The 15,143-nt window shown below is 72.6% G+C and carries 7 protein-coding genes; 6 read left to right on the forward strand and 1 reads right to left on the reverse strand.

What is annotated here, in order from left to right; translation table 11 throughout:
• Nucleotides 1-863 precede the first annotated feature (863 nt).
• From BSL84_RS02315 to BSL84_RS02325, 3 genes are all read left to right on the forward strand, one after another.
• Nucleotides 864-2,867, forward strand: a complete 2,004-nt coding sequence (locus tag BSL84_RS02315; protein WP_234308311.1) for an RICIN domain-containing protein — start codon at nt 864-866, stop codon at nt 2,865-2,867.
• 143 nt (nt 2,868-3,010) lie between these two features.
• Nucleotides 3,011-3,682, forward strand: a complete 672-nt coding sequence (locus BSL84_RS02320) for a hypothetical protein (RefSeq protein ID WP_075969684.1) — start codon at nt 3,011-3,013, stop codon at nt 3,680-3,682.
• 136 nt (nt 3,683-3,818) lie between these two features.
• Nucleotides 3,819-4,823 carry an endonuclease/exonuclease/phosphatase family protein gene (locus BSL84_RS02325; RefSeq protein WP_079273411.1) on the forward strand — a complete coding sequence of 335 codons (1,005 nt, stop codon included), beginning with the start codon at nt 3,819-3,821 and terminating at the stop codon, nt 4,821-4,823.
• On the opposite strand, the gene BSL84_RS02330 is transcribed toward BSL84_RS02325, so the two are convergent.
• A complete protein-coding gene (locus BSL84_RS02330; RefSeq protein WP_075969685.1) occupies nt 4,795-5,565 on the reverse strand; it encodes an SOS response-associated peptidase in 771 nt (256 codons plus the stop codon). The two genes, BSL84_RS02325 and BSL84_RS02330, sit on opposite strands and share 29 nt — an antisense overlap.
• A gap of 397 nt (nt 5,566-5,962) precedes the next feature.
• Between BSL84_RS02330 and BSL84_RS02335 the strand changes: the two genes are divergently transcribed.
• From BSL84_RS02335 to BSL84_RS02345, 3 genes are all read left to right on the forward strand, one after another.
• Nucleotides 5,963-8,047 (forward strand): flotillin family protein, encoded by a 2,085-nt coding sequence (locus BSL84_RS02335; protein WP_075969686.1) that lies wholly within the window; start codon nt 5,963-5,965, stop codon nt 8,045-8,047.
• Nucleotides 8,048-8,144: 97 nt separating this feature from the next.
• The gene (locus tag BSL84_RS02340) at nt 8,145-13,079 is read left to right on the forward strand and encodes a DNA repair ATPase (protein ID WP_075969687.1); all 4,935 of its coding nucleotides are present in this window, start codon (nt 8,145-8,147) and stop codon (nt 13,077-13,079) included.
• Between the two features lie 412 nt (nt 13,080-13,491).
• The gene (locus BSL84_RS02345) at nt 13,492-15,033 is read left to right on the forward strand and encodes an alanine/glycine:cation symporter family protein (protein ID WP_030028792.1); all 1,542 of its coding nucleotides are present in this window, start codon (nt 13,492-13,494) and stop codon (nt 15,031-15,033) included.
• The last annotated feature ends 110 nt before the right edge of the window (nt 15,034-15,143 follow it).

A 15,143-nucleotide genomic window follows, 5' to 3' on the forward strand; every position in this document is an offset into this window, starting at 1 on the left:
GCCGGCTCGGGCTTCCGCGAGGAGGGCCGCCGCCGGGCCGCCGTGCTGGTGGAGGGCGAGCGCTACGACCGCGTGCTCTTCGGGATGCTCCGCGAGGAGTGGGCGAAGCAGCTCTGGCCCTGCCGGACTGACCGCCCTGTCCTCCCGGGCCGGGCCGGGCCGACTGACCGCCCACACCGACCTACGGTCTCCCGTAGCGACCTTCCGGCCTTGCGAGGCGGCAAGGTGAACGGGTGACCGGCCGAGGCCGCCCCGCAGGGGATCCCCTCGCGCCGGGCACCTTCGACAATCCTTCAGCGCCCCGCGCGCACCCACCTGTGCGCCGTCGTCGTCGACGGCCGAGTCGCCCGTCCCGCCCGCCCACGCGCACCGCCGAGGACCCGGCCGTGGACGACCCGCCCCCGCTGCCGCAGCAGTTGGGCACGGGCCGACCGTTGGGTTTCGGCAACTCGTGGGCCCCGTAAGGGAGCCGAGGAGACCACGGGCCCCCGGGCGGACGCCGGCCCTCACCGCTCGTGACGGAGAGAATTCGGCAGGTAGTAATTAGGTGAATTCCTGACTGAATTCCCGTCAACAAGCCTCCGCATCATATCTCGATTTGATAACAACCGACCTCCATAGGACTGGACCTTTCGCGTGCGACGCGCGTAACTCCCTTTAAATCGCGGCATGTTGAGTGTTCGTCAAATCATGCCAACAGGTAACGGAATGATTTCCCGGGCCGCGCCCCCGTTTGTCCGAATTCTCCGCCGCATTTGTCTGGCAGGCTTCCGCGCACCCCATCAGTCCGACAACGATTTGAGGTGCCCATGACGGGACGTCGCAGACGCACTGCAACCGATCACCGCCGCAAACCCCGGCGCTTGATACTCGCCACCGCCGCCGTGGCAGCCGGAGCCGTGATCGCCGCGGGCATCGCCTACTCCGGGCTCGGCGACGGTGCCCAGGCCGCCGGATCCGTCGAGGCCGCGGCCTCCGCTCCGGCCGCCGCCCCCGCCCGGGACGAGGAGCCCGAACCCCTCTCCGCCGCGCCCGCCAACGAGAGCGCGCGCGGCATGGTCTACGACGGTCTGCAGCCGGCGCCCAAGGGCGACCGCTGCGTCGGCGTCTACCGCACCGGAGACGGGCACTGCACGCACGGCCCCGACGCCCCGCCGAAGGGCGTCGACATCACGAAGGACATCCCGCCGGCCGTCAAGGAGACGGCCCCGGCGGCCGATCCGGCCAAGCCCTCCACCGACGACCCGGCCACCAAGGAAGGCGGCGGGCGTCCTCAGGACGCGCCCGCGGCCGACGCCTCGGCGACCAAGGCCACCGCGCCCGCGCCCGCCGCCGCAGAGGGCAGCCAGGCCGTCGCCGCGGGCCCCGCCGGCCAGACCGTCCAGTGTGACGGCGACGGCAGCAGCGGCAACCGCGTGCAGGTCGTGTACGTCCATGCCCCGGGCAAGGACCGCTACTCCGAGTACCTCGCCTCGTTCCGCAAGTGGGCGGCCGACGCCGACCTCATCTACTCGGCGAGCGCCAAGGAGACCGGCGGCGTCCGGCACATCCGCTACGTGACCGCCGCGGACTGCACCCCCACCGTGCTCAACATCGAGCTCCCGGCCAACGCCCTGGCGGAGTTCAGCGCGACCAACAACGCGCTCGCCGCCAAGGGTCTCGACCGCCGCGACCGCAAGTACATGATCTTCGCCGACAGCCAGGTCTACTGCGGCATAGGCACCTTCGCGGGCGACGAGCGCCCCGGCCAGAACAACCAGAGCAACTTCGGCCCCTCCTACGGGCGTACCGACTCCGGTTGCTGGGGCGGTCACACCGCCGCGCACGAACTCGGCCACAACCTGGGCGCCGTCAACAACAGCGCCCCGAACACCAGCCGCGGCGCGCACTGCACCGACGAGTACGACGTCATGTGCTACTCGGACACCCCGTACTACCCGAAGATGCGCAACATCTGCACCAACCAGGCGTCCGAGAACATCCTGGACTGCAACCACGACGACTACTTCCACACCAGTCCCAAGGCCGGCAGCTATCTGGCCACGCACTGGAACATCGCGGACAACCAGTTCCTGATGAAGACCAAGGGCGGTGGCGGCGGTACGGACCCCGGTCCCAACCCGACGCCGACGCCCACGAAGAAGCCGTCGCCGACGCCGACCAAGAAGCCGACCGGCGGACCGACGGTGACGGCCGCCCAGATCCAGTCCACCTCCGTCGTGGTGAGCTGGCCGAAGGTCGAGGGCACCGCCTGGTACCAGGTGATGCTGAACGGCAAGCACCTGACCTGGGTCCAGTCGCAGGTGCTGCGCATCTACAACCTGCAGCCCAACACCTCGTACACGGTGACCGTGTCCGCCCGTGACGGCTCCGGCCGCGACACCGGACCCGGCAAGGCCGCGACGTTCCGTACGACCGGGGCCGGCGGCGGGGCGACCACCCCGGGCAGCCGCTACACGCTCGGCAACGGCAGCACCGGCATGGCCGCGGAGGTCTGGGGCGGCCGCACCGCCGACGGCACCGTGCTCGTCGGCGGCCGCGCCAACGGCTACGCCCAGCAGCAGTGGTACTTCGACGACGCGGGCAGCGGGCAGGTCCGCATCCGGTCCGCGGCCTCCGGCAAGTGCCTCCAGCCGGGCGGCGCGCCCGCCCAGGGCATGTGGGTCGCCCAGCAGGCCTGTGACAAGAACAACGGTGCGCAGGCCTGGAAGCTGACGACCCGCGGTGGCGCGGTCACCGTGACGGACCCGAGCGGCGGCTTCGCCCTCACCGTCAGCAACCGCCCTTACTACGGGAACTGGCTGCTCGACCTCCAGCGTGCGGACGGCCGCGCGACGCAGGCCTGGACCATCCAGAAGTCCGGCTGAGCACCGCCGCCACGCCCGGTGCCGAGGCGCACTCCACGCCTCGGCGCCGGGGCCACCCCGTGACGCCGTGAAACCGCCCGGCGGACGGCCGCCCCGTGCGGCCGTCCGCCGGTTTCCCCTCTTCTCGACCGGAGCACCCGACGATGCGCATACGAATCGCTCTCTCCGCCACCCTGGCCGCACTCGGTCTCATGTTCCTGATCCCCGGCGCCGCCCATGCCCACGGCGACACCCTGAAGGTGGTGGTGACCGGTCAACGCGCCGGCCATGTCACCACCGACATCACCTGGGAGAACGACGGGGACGCCGTCGACGAGACGGTCGCCGCCACCGTCAACGCGGTCAGCCCCGACGGCTCCCGCACCATGGGCCCCTGGCGGCTGGTCCGCGACCCGGCGGCGGCGCCCGCCGGCTGGACCACCGCCGAGGTGCTGCCGCCCGGTTCGTGGAAGGTGACCGTCGAGGTGGGCTTCCCCGCACTCGGCAAGGGTGAAGCCGAAGTCGGCGTCCCCGTGGTGGATCCGGCTCCGACCACCGGCGCGGGGACCGCCGGCGCGGGGACCACCGCCACCGGGACGACGGACTCCGCGACCGGCGGCACTCCGGCCGTGTCGGCCCCGACCCCGGCCTCCGCCTCCGGTTCCGGTTCCTCGTCCCCCGCTCCGGCTTCCTCCGCTACGCAGGCCGTCTCCGGCACCGACGGCGACGCCGTCTGGTGGACCACGGCGGGTGTCGCGGTGACGGCCCTCGCGGGGGCGGGCGTGGGCCTGCTGCTGCGCCGGCGCCGGATGCGCGGCGCGTGCAGGACGTCGTAGCGGGCCGGTAGCCGGTCCCCCGGCCTGGGGCGGGAACCCGGGCGGCGGATCATGCGTCGTAGCCTGCGACGTCGCGCCCGCGTCCGCCGGACGGGAAGGGCCGGCGGGGACGGAGGGGCCGGAGCGGGTGGGCAGGATTCCGGTACGGCGGGCCGCCCGCCGCGGGGAAGACAGCGCGGTCGGCGGCGCTGCGGCCCGCACGGCTGCGGCCGGGCGCGGACGGCTCCTCGCCGCGCTCGCGCTGCTGACCGCCGCCGTCCTGGTGTTCCACTCGGCCGTGCCCAATGCGGTGGGCCGCCTCGGCAGCCTGCTGGAGGCCTTCCTGCCCTGGGCCGGCCTGGCGGTGCCGCTGCTGCTCGTGGCGGCACTCGTACGCCGCTCCGCCCTCGCGACGGCGGCCACGCTGCTGCCCTCGCTGGCCTGGCTGGGCCTCTTCGGCGGGCTGCTCCTCCCGGCGGAGGACGGTCCCGCCGATCTGACGGTGGTCCAGCACAACGTCAGTGACGAGAACCGGGACCCTTCGGGCACCGCGGCCGCACTGGCCGATGCCGCGCCGGACCTCATCGCCCTGGAGGAGCTGACCGCCTCGGCGCTGCCGGCCTACACGCAGGCGCTGGCTTCGCGGTATCCGCACCACGCCGTCGAGGGAACGGTCGGCCTCTGGTCGAGGTACCCGCTGACCGGCGTCCGCCGGCTGGACATCAGGCCGGCGGCGATCGGCGAGGACTGGAGCCGTGGCCTGCGGGCCGGCGTGAGCACGCCGCGGGGCGAGGTCGCCGTGTACGTCGCCCACCTGCCCTCGGTCCGCATCCGGCCGTCCGGCTTCGCCACGCAGCTGCGGGACGAGAGCGCGCGACTGCTGGGCGCGGCCGTCGCCGCCGAGCCGGTGGCGCGGGTGGTGCTGCTGGGCGACCTCAACGGCACCGTGTACGACCGGGGGCTCGCTCCGCTGACCTCTCGGATGGAGGTGCCCCGGCGGGGGTTCGCCCTCAGCTGGCCCGCGTCCTTCCCGGTCTCCCGGATCGACCAGGTCCTGGCGCGCTCGGCGTCCGTGTCCGACATCCGCACCCTGCCGGCCACCGGGAGCGACCACCTGCCGGTCGTCGCCCGCATCACGCTGGACCGGCCGCCCGCCTCGTAGCCGGATCGCCGTCCGCCGGGGGGTCGAGGAGCTCAGGCCCGTTGTTGCGCACGTTGTTGACCGCCGTCGAGACGGGGCGGACGTCCAGCCGCCCGCCCCCGGGGGCGGCGAGCAGGGCGCGCAGTTCGTCCGCGTCCTGGTGTGAGGGGTCGAGCCAGGCCCCGTAGTCGGCCGGGGCGAGGGCGAGCGGCATACGGGGGTGGACGCGGCCGGCCGCGTCGGTCGCCTCGGTGGTGATGACGGTGCAGGTGGCCCACCAGGCCGCCGGATCGTCGTCGTCCGCGACTCCCGGGTCGCGCCAGAACTCGTACAGCCCGGCCATCGCCATCACCGCGCCGTCCTCGGGGCGGATGAAGTACGGCTGCTTGTACGCCTTGGCCCCGGCGGAGGCGGGGACCGCCTGCCACTCGTAGAAGCCGTCCGCGGGCAGCAGGCAGCGGCGCTTGGCGAAGGCGCGCCGGTAGGCGGGCTTCTCGTGCACCGTCTCCACCCGCGCGTTGATCATCTTCGCGCCGCCGGTCGGGCTCTTCGACCACGACGGCACCAGGCCCCACCGCAGCGGCCGCAGTCGCCGCTCCAGCAGCCCGGTGTCCCGGTCGGCGCGCTCCAGCACCGCCCAGACCGCGTCGGTGGGGGCGACGTTCCAGCTGGGCTCCAGCGCATGTCCGGGATCCGGGGGCGCGGCCCGGAACAGGCCGGACAGATCCTCGGGACCGCGGGTGGAGACGTATCGGCCGCACATACCCCCCACCCTGCCATCTGCGACCGTCTCCCGGCGGCTCCGCCGCGAACCACCCCGGCGCGTCCAAGGGGCGTGAATACTGCCGGGCACCGGCAATGACGCGAGAGCAAGTCCCAGGACAGTATGGGGACTCCAGGGCGCACCGGGGGCTTTCCTGCCGGACGCCGGAACCGCATGTCGACGCGTGCCGACTCGCGCCGGCTCGCGCCGACTCGCGGTGTACGCCGGCCGGGGGGCGGGAGGGGGGAAGCGCTCCGTCCGCGCGGTGGTTCCGGCGGCTCCCGCGCCGCGGCTCCTCCGCGGCGATCACGGCGTCCGTCGTCCGCCCGCGTCCGTCGTCCGCTTACGGCGGTTCATCCGTGCCACGCCGGCACTCACTCCCAAGGGGGGATTCCTCATGGATGCCATCACGTCGGGCCTCAGCCTGCTCATCCTCAGTCTCCTGGTCGTCGCGCTCGTCGTGGTGGTCGTCCTGACCCGCCTCTTCCGCAAGGTCGAGCAGGGCAAGGCCCTGATCGTGTCGAAGATGCGGAAGGTGGACGTCACCTTCACCGGTCAGGTCGTCCTGCCCGTCCTGCACAAGGCCGAGGTCATGGACATCTCGGTGAAGGCCATCGAGATCTCCCGGACCGGCCGCGACGGGCTGATCTGCCGGGACAACATCCGCGCCGACATCCGGATCTCCTTCTTCGTCCGGGTGAACAAGACCGCCGCGGACGTCATCAGGGTCGCGCAGGCGATCGGAACGGCCCGGGCCAGCGACAAGGCCACCCTCCAGGAGCTCTTCAACGCCAAGTTCTCCGAGGCGCTCAAGACGGTCGGCAAGCAGATGGACTTCACCGACCTCTACACCAAGCGGGACGAACTCCGCTTCAAGATCATCGAGATCATCGGGATCGACCTCAACGGCTACAGCCTTGAGGACGCGGCCATCGACTACCTGGAGCAGACCCCCCTGGCCCAGCTCGACGCCGGCAACATCCTCGACGCCCAGGGCATCCGCAAGATCACCGAGCTGACCGCCATCGAGAACGTCCGCACCAACGAGTTCCGGCAGCACGAGCAGAAGGAGATCACCCGCCAGAACGTCGACGCGCGCGAGGCCATCCTGGAGCTGGAGCGCCGTCAGGCCGACGCCGAGATCAAGCAGCGCCGCGAGATCGAGACGTCGCGGGCCCGGGAGGAGGCCGAGATCGCCCGGGTGGTGGAGGAGGAGCGGCTGCGCGCGCAGACCGCCTTCCTCGCGACGGAGGAACAGCTCGGAGTCCAGCGGGAGAACCAGGCCCGGGAGGTCGCCGTCGCGGCGAAGAACCGCGAGCGGGTCATCGCGATCGAGAGCGAGCGCATCGAGAAGGACCGGCTGCTGGAGGTGATCGCGCGGGAGCGGGAGACCGAACTGACCCGGATCGCGGCCGACAAGGAGGTCGAGACCGAGAAGCGGGAGATCGCGGAAGTCGTGCGGGAGCGGGTCGCGGTGGACCGGACGGTCGCCGAGCAGGAGGAGTCCATCAAGCGGCTGCGGGCCGTGGAGGAGGCCGAGCGCTCCCGTCAGGCGGTCGTCATCGCCGCCGAGGCAGAGGCGCAGGAGCGGCTGGTCAAGGACATCAAGGCGGCCGAGGCCGCAGAGCAGGCGGCCGTGCACCGGGCCGCGGAGGAGCTGACCCTGGCCGAGGCCCGCAACAAGGCCGCCGACCTCGACGCCCGCGCCAAGGTCCGCCTCGCCGAGGGCATCCAGGCCGAGGCCGCGGCCGCGGGTCTGGCCGCCGTCGCCGTACGGGAGAAGGAGGCGGACGCCATCGAGAAGGCCGGCCGGGCCGAGGCCGGGGCGACGGCCGCGCGGCTGAAGGCCGAGGCGGACGGGGCCCGGGAGCTGGCCCTGGCCGAGGCGGCGGGCATCGGCGAGAAGCTGAAGGCGGAGGCGTCCGGCCTGACCGACAAGGCGGCGGCGATGGCCGCGCTGGACGAGGCTTCGCGGACGCACGAGGAGTACCGGCTGCGGCTGGAGGCGGAGAAGGAGATCCGCCTCGCCGGCCTCGACGCCCAGCGGCAGGTGGCCGAGGCCCAGGCGACGGTGCTCGCGACCGGGCTGGAGAGCGCCGACATCAGCATCGTCGGAGGGGAGTCCGCCTTCTTCGACCGGATCGTGGGAGCGATGTCGATGGGCCGCGCCGTCGACGGGTTCATGGACAACTCCCAGACGGCACGCGCCCTGACGGCCGACTGGCTGGACGGCACGGGCTCCTTCACGGAGGACCTCGCCCGCGCGCTGGGCGCCGTCTCCACCGCCGACGTCCGCAACCTGACCGTCTCCGCCCTGCTGATGAAACTCATGCCCGCCGGCTCGGGACAGTTGGACGAGCTGCTGTCCAAGGCACGTGACCTGGGCCTGGCCGACCTGCCGGTGAGCGCGCTCGCCGGTGCGGCGACGACGGCCGCCGCGGCCCCGCCCGCCTCGGTGAACGGCGCCGCCACCAGGAGCTGACCGCCACGGGGGTGCGGTCACCGGCAGGGAAGCCGCCGAGCGGAGGCTCGGCGCTTCCCTGCCCTGTCACGATCTTGTACGCGAAGGAGCAGCACGGATGACCACGGTCACGGGCACGGACACAGGCGCGGACGCGGGCACGCGCAAGGAGCCGCGTACCGGTACGGGTACGGAGTCGGGCACGTACGAGGTACTGCGGGACCGGCTCGCCGCCCAGGCGCGGGAGCTGGCGCGCGGCGCCGAAGCCCTCAACGAGGCCCGGATCGCGGTGTTCGGCTCCTCCGAAGTCGCACTGACCCGGTCCGGGCACCTGCGGACGGACCGCAACCGCACCGCCGTCGACCTGGCCGCTGTCGGCGGCCACCTCCTCTTCGGCTATGACCGGCCCGCCGCCGAACGCGGCGGCGAGACGGAGGTGCGCGACGTCCTGGCACTGTACGACCGCGATCTGAACCCCCTCCCCGAGGACGCCGTGCCCGGGCTGCTGGACGACCCCGCCTTCCGCCAGGAGTTCCGGACACTGCACCGCTACTACCACGACGCCCGGCTGCAGCGGCTGAGGCATGTGGACGGCAGGCTGCTGGCGGTCTTCCGCACCGGTGAGCGCGCCGAGGACATCCGAGTCCTGCGCTGGTCGCTCGCCCCCTCCGGCGAGGCCCGCTTCCTGGACGCCCAGGGCGAACGCGACCACGTCCTGCCTCCGCCGCACGACATCGGATGGCGGGCGACCACCCGGGAGGACCACGTCACCGGCCGGCACCCGCACGTGTCCGTCGACGGGCGGATCTTCGTCTCGACGGTCGGCGGCGCCCTCACCGTCAAGACCGAGAACGACACCGAGTCGCAGGACGCCCTCCACCGCGAGCCCGTGGACGAGCCCCTGCAGTCCCTCGCGGACGCGGAGATCGCCTACGCCGTCGTGGGCCCTCTGGTGCTCCTGCGTGTCCTGCCCTACAAGGAACGGGCCCGGCGCCACCTGGTCTACAACTCCCTGACCGGTACCGTGGTCCGGCTGGACGGCATCGGCGGATCCTGCCGGCGTCTCCCCGACGACGCGGGCATCGTCTTCCCCGGCGGATACTGCCTGGCCTCCGGCACCGTCAGGACCTTCGACACCGACGCCGCCGGGCTGCGCTTCGAGCAGTGCGTCCCGGCCCCGAACGGCGAGGACCTGCTCTACGTCTTCCGGGCCCTGCACGGGGGCCGGAGCCTGCTGCTCCCCTACCACCTGATCCGCAAGGAAGTCACCGCGCCGCTCGCCTGCCACGGCCACGCCCGCTTCGACGACGGCACCCTGGTGGTGCTGCGCCCGGATCCGGACCGGTCGGCCCGGGCGCACGCCGTACAGCTGTGGTCCACCCCGTTCGCCTCCGACCTGCACCCGACGGCCACGGCCACCGCCGGCGGTCCGCTCGCCCGTATCGGCAACCCCGAGCTGGTGCGCGCCGTCGCCGACACGCTGGCCGTCGCCCGCCAGGCCGCGGACACCCGGGAAGCGCCCCCCGCGACCGCCGCGGCGCGGTACGCGGCACTGCTCGCCGCCTGCGGGCGTACCGCCGACCGGTTCCCCTGGCTCGCCGAGTTCACGCGGGACGCCTCCGGCGGCCCCGACCTCAGCGGGCCGCTGGAGGCCGTCCGGGCGACCACCGCCGGGGTCCTGGAGGAGTTCGAGACCGTCCGCAGCCTGACGACGCAGGCTGCCGACGCGCTCGCCGAGGCGCGCCGGACCGCCACCGCCCTGATCCGCCGCATCCGGGGCGAGGCCCCGGCGGCCGCGGAGGAGTGGACGGGGCGCATCACCGAACTGCGGCGCGCCCAGGGGCACCTGGTGACCCTCAGGGAGATGCGGTACGCGGACACGGCCGGCATCGACGCCCTGGCGGCGGACGTCGCCGCCGCCGTCGAATCCACCGGTCACCGGGCGCTGGCCCACCTCCAGCGGGACGACGCCTTCGGCGCGTACGCGGACGAGGCGGATCGGCTCGGCGCCGAGGCCGGGACGGTCGCCACGGTCGCCGAGGCCGAGCCGCTGCGCCGGCGGCTGGAGGGCCACGTCCTGGGACTGCAGCACCTCACCGAAGTCGTGTCCGGCCTGGACGTCGGTGACGCGACCGTACGCATCACCGTCCTGGAGCGGGTGGCCGAGGCGATGGCGGGCCTGAACCGGGCCCGGTCCGGTCTTGACGCGCGCAGGCGGGAACTCCTGCGGCAGGAGGGCAGCGCCGAGTTCACCGCCGAGTTCGCGCTGCTGGCGCAGACCGTCACCGGCGCCCTCGCGGCCGCCGACACCCCTGAGGACTGCGACGCCCAGCTCGCCCGCCTCCTGCTCCGGCTGGAGCACCTGGAGGCACGGTTCGCCGAGCAGGAGGACTTCCTCGCCCAGGTCGCCGAGAAGCGCGCCGAGGTGCAGGAGGCGTTCTCCTCACGCCGCCAGGGCCTCCAGGACGCCCGGGCCCGCCGCGCCGAAGCCCTCGCGGGCTCCGCACAGCGTGTCCTGGAGTCGGTGACGCGCGGGGCGGCCGCCCTCTCCGACGAGGACGAGGTCAACACGTACTTCGTCTCCGATCCCCTGGTGACCGGTCTGCACCGCAGCATCGGCCGGCTCCGGACGCTCGGTGACGAGGTGCGGGCGGAGGAACTGACCGGCCGTCTCGCGGCGGCCCGGCAGGAGGCGGGGCGCGCGCTGCGCGACCGCACCGACCTGTACTCGCAGGACGGCGGGACGATCCGCCTGGGGCGGCACCTGTTCGCCGTCACCCGCGAGCCGGCCGACCTCACCCTCGTACCGCACGGGGACGGCATGGCATTCGCCCTGGCGGGCACGGACTACCGGCGCCCGGTCACCGACTCCGCGTTCGCCGCCACCCGCCCGTACTGGGACCGCGTACTGCCGAGCGAGTCGGCCGGGGTGTACCGGGCCGAGCACCTGGCCGCCCGGCTGCTGGCGGAGCACGGGGCCGCCGCCCTCGCCGAGGCCGAGGCCGGCGACGGGCTGGGCACACTGGTCCGGCGGGCCGCCGAGGCCGCCTACGACGAGGGCCACGAGCGGGGCGTCCACGACCACGACGCCGCCGCGATCCTGCGCGCGGTCCTCCGGCTGCACGGGAGCGCGGGGGCGCTGCGTCATCCGGCACGGGATCGCGCCGCCGCCGTGCTCTTCTGGGCGTCCGGTCTGAGCGACGGCGAACGCGAGGCGTACGGCCGCCGGGCCGGCTCGCTGGGCCGGGCCCGGGCACTCTTCGGGCCCAGCCCGGCCCTCGACGACTTCCAGACCGAACTCGCCCGGGCCGCAGCCGCCTTCACGGCCGAGGAACGGGCGCATCCCGAGCGGATCGCCACCTACCTGTTCGAGGAACTGACGTCGGGGCCGGCGGGCTTCGCGATGTCTGCCGCCGCCGTCGGACTGCTCGACGGATTCCGGCGCCGCGTACGGGCACACGACGCCTCCTACGCCGACGACCTCGCGGCCCTGCCCGGCCTCGCCGAACGCCGACAGCTGGTCGAGAGCTGGCTCGGCGCGTACGCGGCGTCGACCGGTGAGGACGTCGACGAGGGCGACATCGCCGAGGCGACCGCGGCGGAGCTGTGCCCGTCCCTGACCCGCTACGAGGTCGAGGGGGCCACCGGCTCGACCGTCACGGGGCTGCTCGGAGCCCATCCCCGCATCGCCGGCGGCTCACTCGACCTGCGCCTGGACGAGTTCCTGGCCCGCACCGCGGAGTTCGCGCGGACCGCCGTCCCGGGCTTCCGCTCGTACCAGCGCATGCGCACCGCACTGGTCACGGCCGAACACCAACGGCTGCGGATCGACGCCCACCGGCCGCGCGTCATGTCCTCCTTCGTCCGCAACCGCTTGATCGACGAGGTCTACCTCCCCCTCGTCGGCGACAGCCTCGCCAAGCAGCTCGGCGCGGCCGGCGACGCCAAGCGCACCGACACCCACGGCCTGCTGCTGCTCCTCTCCCCGCCCGGCTACGGCAAGACGACCCTGATGGAGTACGTCGCCCAGCGCCTCGGGCTGCTGCTGGTGAAGGTCGACGGCCCGGCTCTCGGCCCCGCCACCACCTCCCTCGACCCGGCCGCCGCCCCGGACGAGGCGGCCCGCCGCGAGCTGGAGAAGATCGCCTTCGCGCTGGAGGCGGGCAACAACGTCCTCCTCCACCTCGACGACATCCAGCACACCTCCCCCGAACTGCTCCAGAGGTTCATCCCCCTGTGCGACTCGACCCGCACGCTGAACGGCCGCGACCTGCGCGGCAAACGCTTCGCCGTCTGCATGGCCGGCAACCCGTACACCCGGTCCGGGCAGCGCTTCCAGGTCCCGGACATGCTCGCCAACCGGGCCGACGTGTGGAACCTCGGCGACGTCCTGACCGGCAAGGAGGACGTCTTCGCCTTCAGCTTCGTCGAGAACGCCCTCACCTCCCATCCGGTCCTCGCCCCGCTCGCCGGACGCGACCGCGGCGACCTCGGTCTTCTCGTCCGGCTCGCCGAGGGCGACCCGACCGCCCGCGCGGACCGCCTGACCCACCCGTACGGTCCGGCGGAGCTCGAAGAAGTCCTCGGCGTGCTGCGGAGGTTGGTGGCCGCCCGGAGCACCGTCCTCGGCGTCAACGCGGCCTACATCGCCTCGGCCGCGCAGAGCGACGACAGCCGCACCGAACCCCCGTTCCTGCTCCAGGGCTCCTACCGCAGCATGAACAGGATCGCGGCCCGGATCTCGCCCGCGATGAACGACACGGAGCTGAGCGCCGTGATCGACGACCACTACACCGCCGAGGCCCAGACGTTGACGACGGGAGCGGAGGCCAACCTCCTGCGGCTCGCCGCGCTGCGCGGTTCCCTCTCCCCGCAGCAGGCCGCCCGGTGGGCGGAGATCGCCACCTCGTACCGGCGCGGCCGGCCGGCGGGCGGCACGGACGCGGATCCGCTGCACCGCGCCGCGGCCGCCCTCGACCTCATCGCCGACCGCCTCGCCGCCGTCGAGGGTGCCCTCAGGAAGATCGAACCGTGCCGGACCCCCGAATCCTGATCACGAGGCCGACGGCGTCCCCGCGGTCCTCCCGCGAGCGGGAGGAAACGGACGTCCGATCGCAGCTGTTCGCTCAGGGAAACCTCAGATCCGGATAACGATCGCGTCACCGAACCAGGGCAAACGTCGCAAAATCCAGCCACTGTGACACCCGTCACTAAAGAAGGCGTAAAGACCGTGCTAGGAATACGCAACTCCGCTTCGGCCCACCCACAGCCGGACCGGAGCAGCGGCCGACACCAGGCCGGGCAGCACTTCGCAGCATCCGAACGACCAGGGCGCCATACCCCGTTCCGCCTCCGCGGACCGGCGGCGCCGCCGGTCGCCGATCGAAAACGGCGTTCGCCCAGAGCCCGCCTTCTCACACCGGTCCTCCGCACGGGGCCGGTCTGCGCCAACGAGGTTGTGCCACATGTCACTCGACTCCTTCACCGAATCCGTCGACACTGCTGTCAGCGGATTCTTCGAGCCCATCGCCACATGGCTCGGCGAGGTCGTCTTCTACTCCGTCCCCGTCGGGGGAACCCAGATTCCGCTGATCGTCGCCTGGCTGGTCGTCGCGGGTATCGTCTTCACCCTCTGGTTCGGGGGCGTGCAGATACGCAAGTTCCGACTCGCGGTGAACGTGGTCCGCGGCAAGTACGACGAGAAGGGGTCGGCCGGTGAGGTCAACCACTTCCAGGCTCTGACCGCCGCGGTATCGGGCACGGTCGGGCTCGGCAACATCGCCGGTGTCGCCGTCGCCGTCTCCATCGGCGGCCCCGGCGCCACCTTCTGGATGATCCTCTGCGGCCTGCTCGGCATGGCGACGAAGTTCGTCGAGGTGACGCTCGGTGTGAAGTACCGCGAGGTGCACGCCGACGGGACCGTCTCCGGCGGCCCGATGCACTACCTGCCCAAGGGCCTCGCCGACCGCTTCGGCTCCCGCGGCAAGACGCTCGGCAAGGTCCTCGCCGTCCTCGCCTCCACGTTCGTCCTGTTCTTCGGCCTCTTCGGCGGCAACCTCTTCCAGGTCAACCAGTCCTACGCCCAGCTGGTATCGGTCACCGGCGGCGAGTCCGGCATGCTCGGCTCCTCCGCCGGAGCCCTGTTCTTCGGCATCCTGATCGCCGCCCTCGTCGGCATCGTGCTCCTCGGCGGCATCCGCTCCATCGCCTCCGTCACCAGCAAGCTGGTCCCCGCGATGGCCGGCATCTACATCGCCGCCTGCCTCGTCGTGATCCTGGTCAACGTCACCGCCGTCCCGGCCGCGATCTCCACGATCATCGAGGGCGCCTTCAACCCGCAGGGCGTCGCCGGCGGTGTCCTCGGTGCGCTGATCATCGGCTTCAAGCGGGCCGCGTTCTCCAACGAGGCCGGTCTCGGCTCCGCCCCGATCGCCCACTCCGCGGTCAAGACCAAGCACCCCGCCAGCGAAGGCCTCGTCGCCCTGCTGGAGCCGTTCATCGACACCGTGATCATCTGCACGATGACCGCGCTGACGATCGTGATCGCCAACCCGGCCAGCTGGGGCGAGGCCCGCAAGGGCGAGTCCATCGGCGGCGTCACCATCACCTCCGACGCCTTCGCCACCGTCCTGCCCTGGTTCCCGTACATCCTGACCATCGCGGTCATGCTGTTCGCCATCTCCACGGTGCTGACCTGGGGCTACTACTGCATGAAGGCCTGGACCCACCTCTTCGGCCGCAGCAGGGCCAGTGAGCTCACCTTCAAGGTCATGTACACGCTCGTGGCGGTGGCCGGTTCCCTGCTGACCCTGCAGACCCTGATCGACATGGCGGACGCGGTGCTCTTCATGCTCGCCGTCATCAACATCATCGGCCTGTACCTGCTGGCCCCCGTCGTCAAGCGGGAGCTGAACTCCTTCCTCGACTTCGTCCGCCGCCGCGACGCCGGCATCGCGACGGACGACGACGAGGACACCGACCAGGAGCCGGTGAAGACCACCGTCTGACCGCCCCCGCGGCCCGGCTCCCGGAGGACCCGTACCCACCCTGCGCCTTGGGCGGGTACGGGTCCTCTGCCTGTTCACGAACACCGTCACCGCACGTCAAGTGCCCCCTG

This window comes from Streptomyces sp. TN58, from assembly GCF_001941845.1.
Lineage (GTDB): Bacteria > Actinomycetota > Actinomycetes > Streptomycetales > Streptomycetaceae > Streptomyces.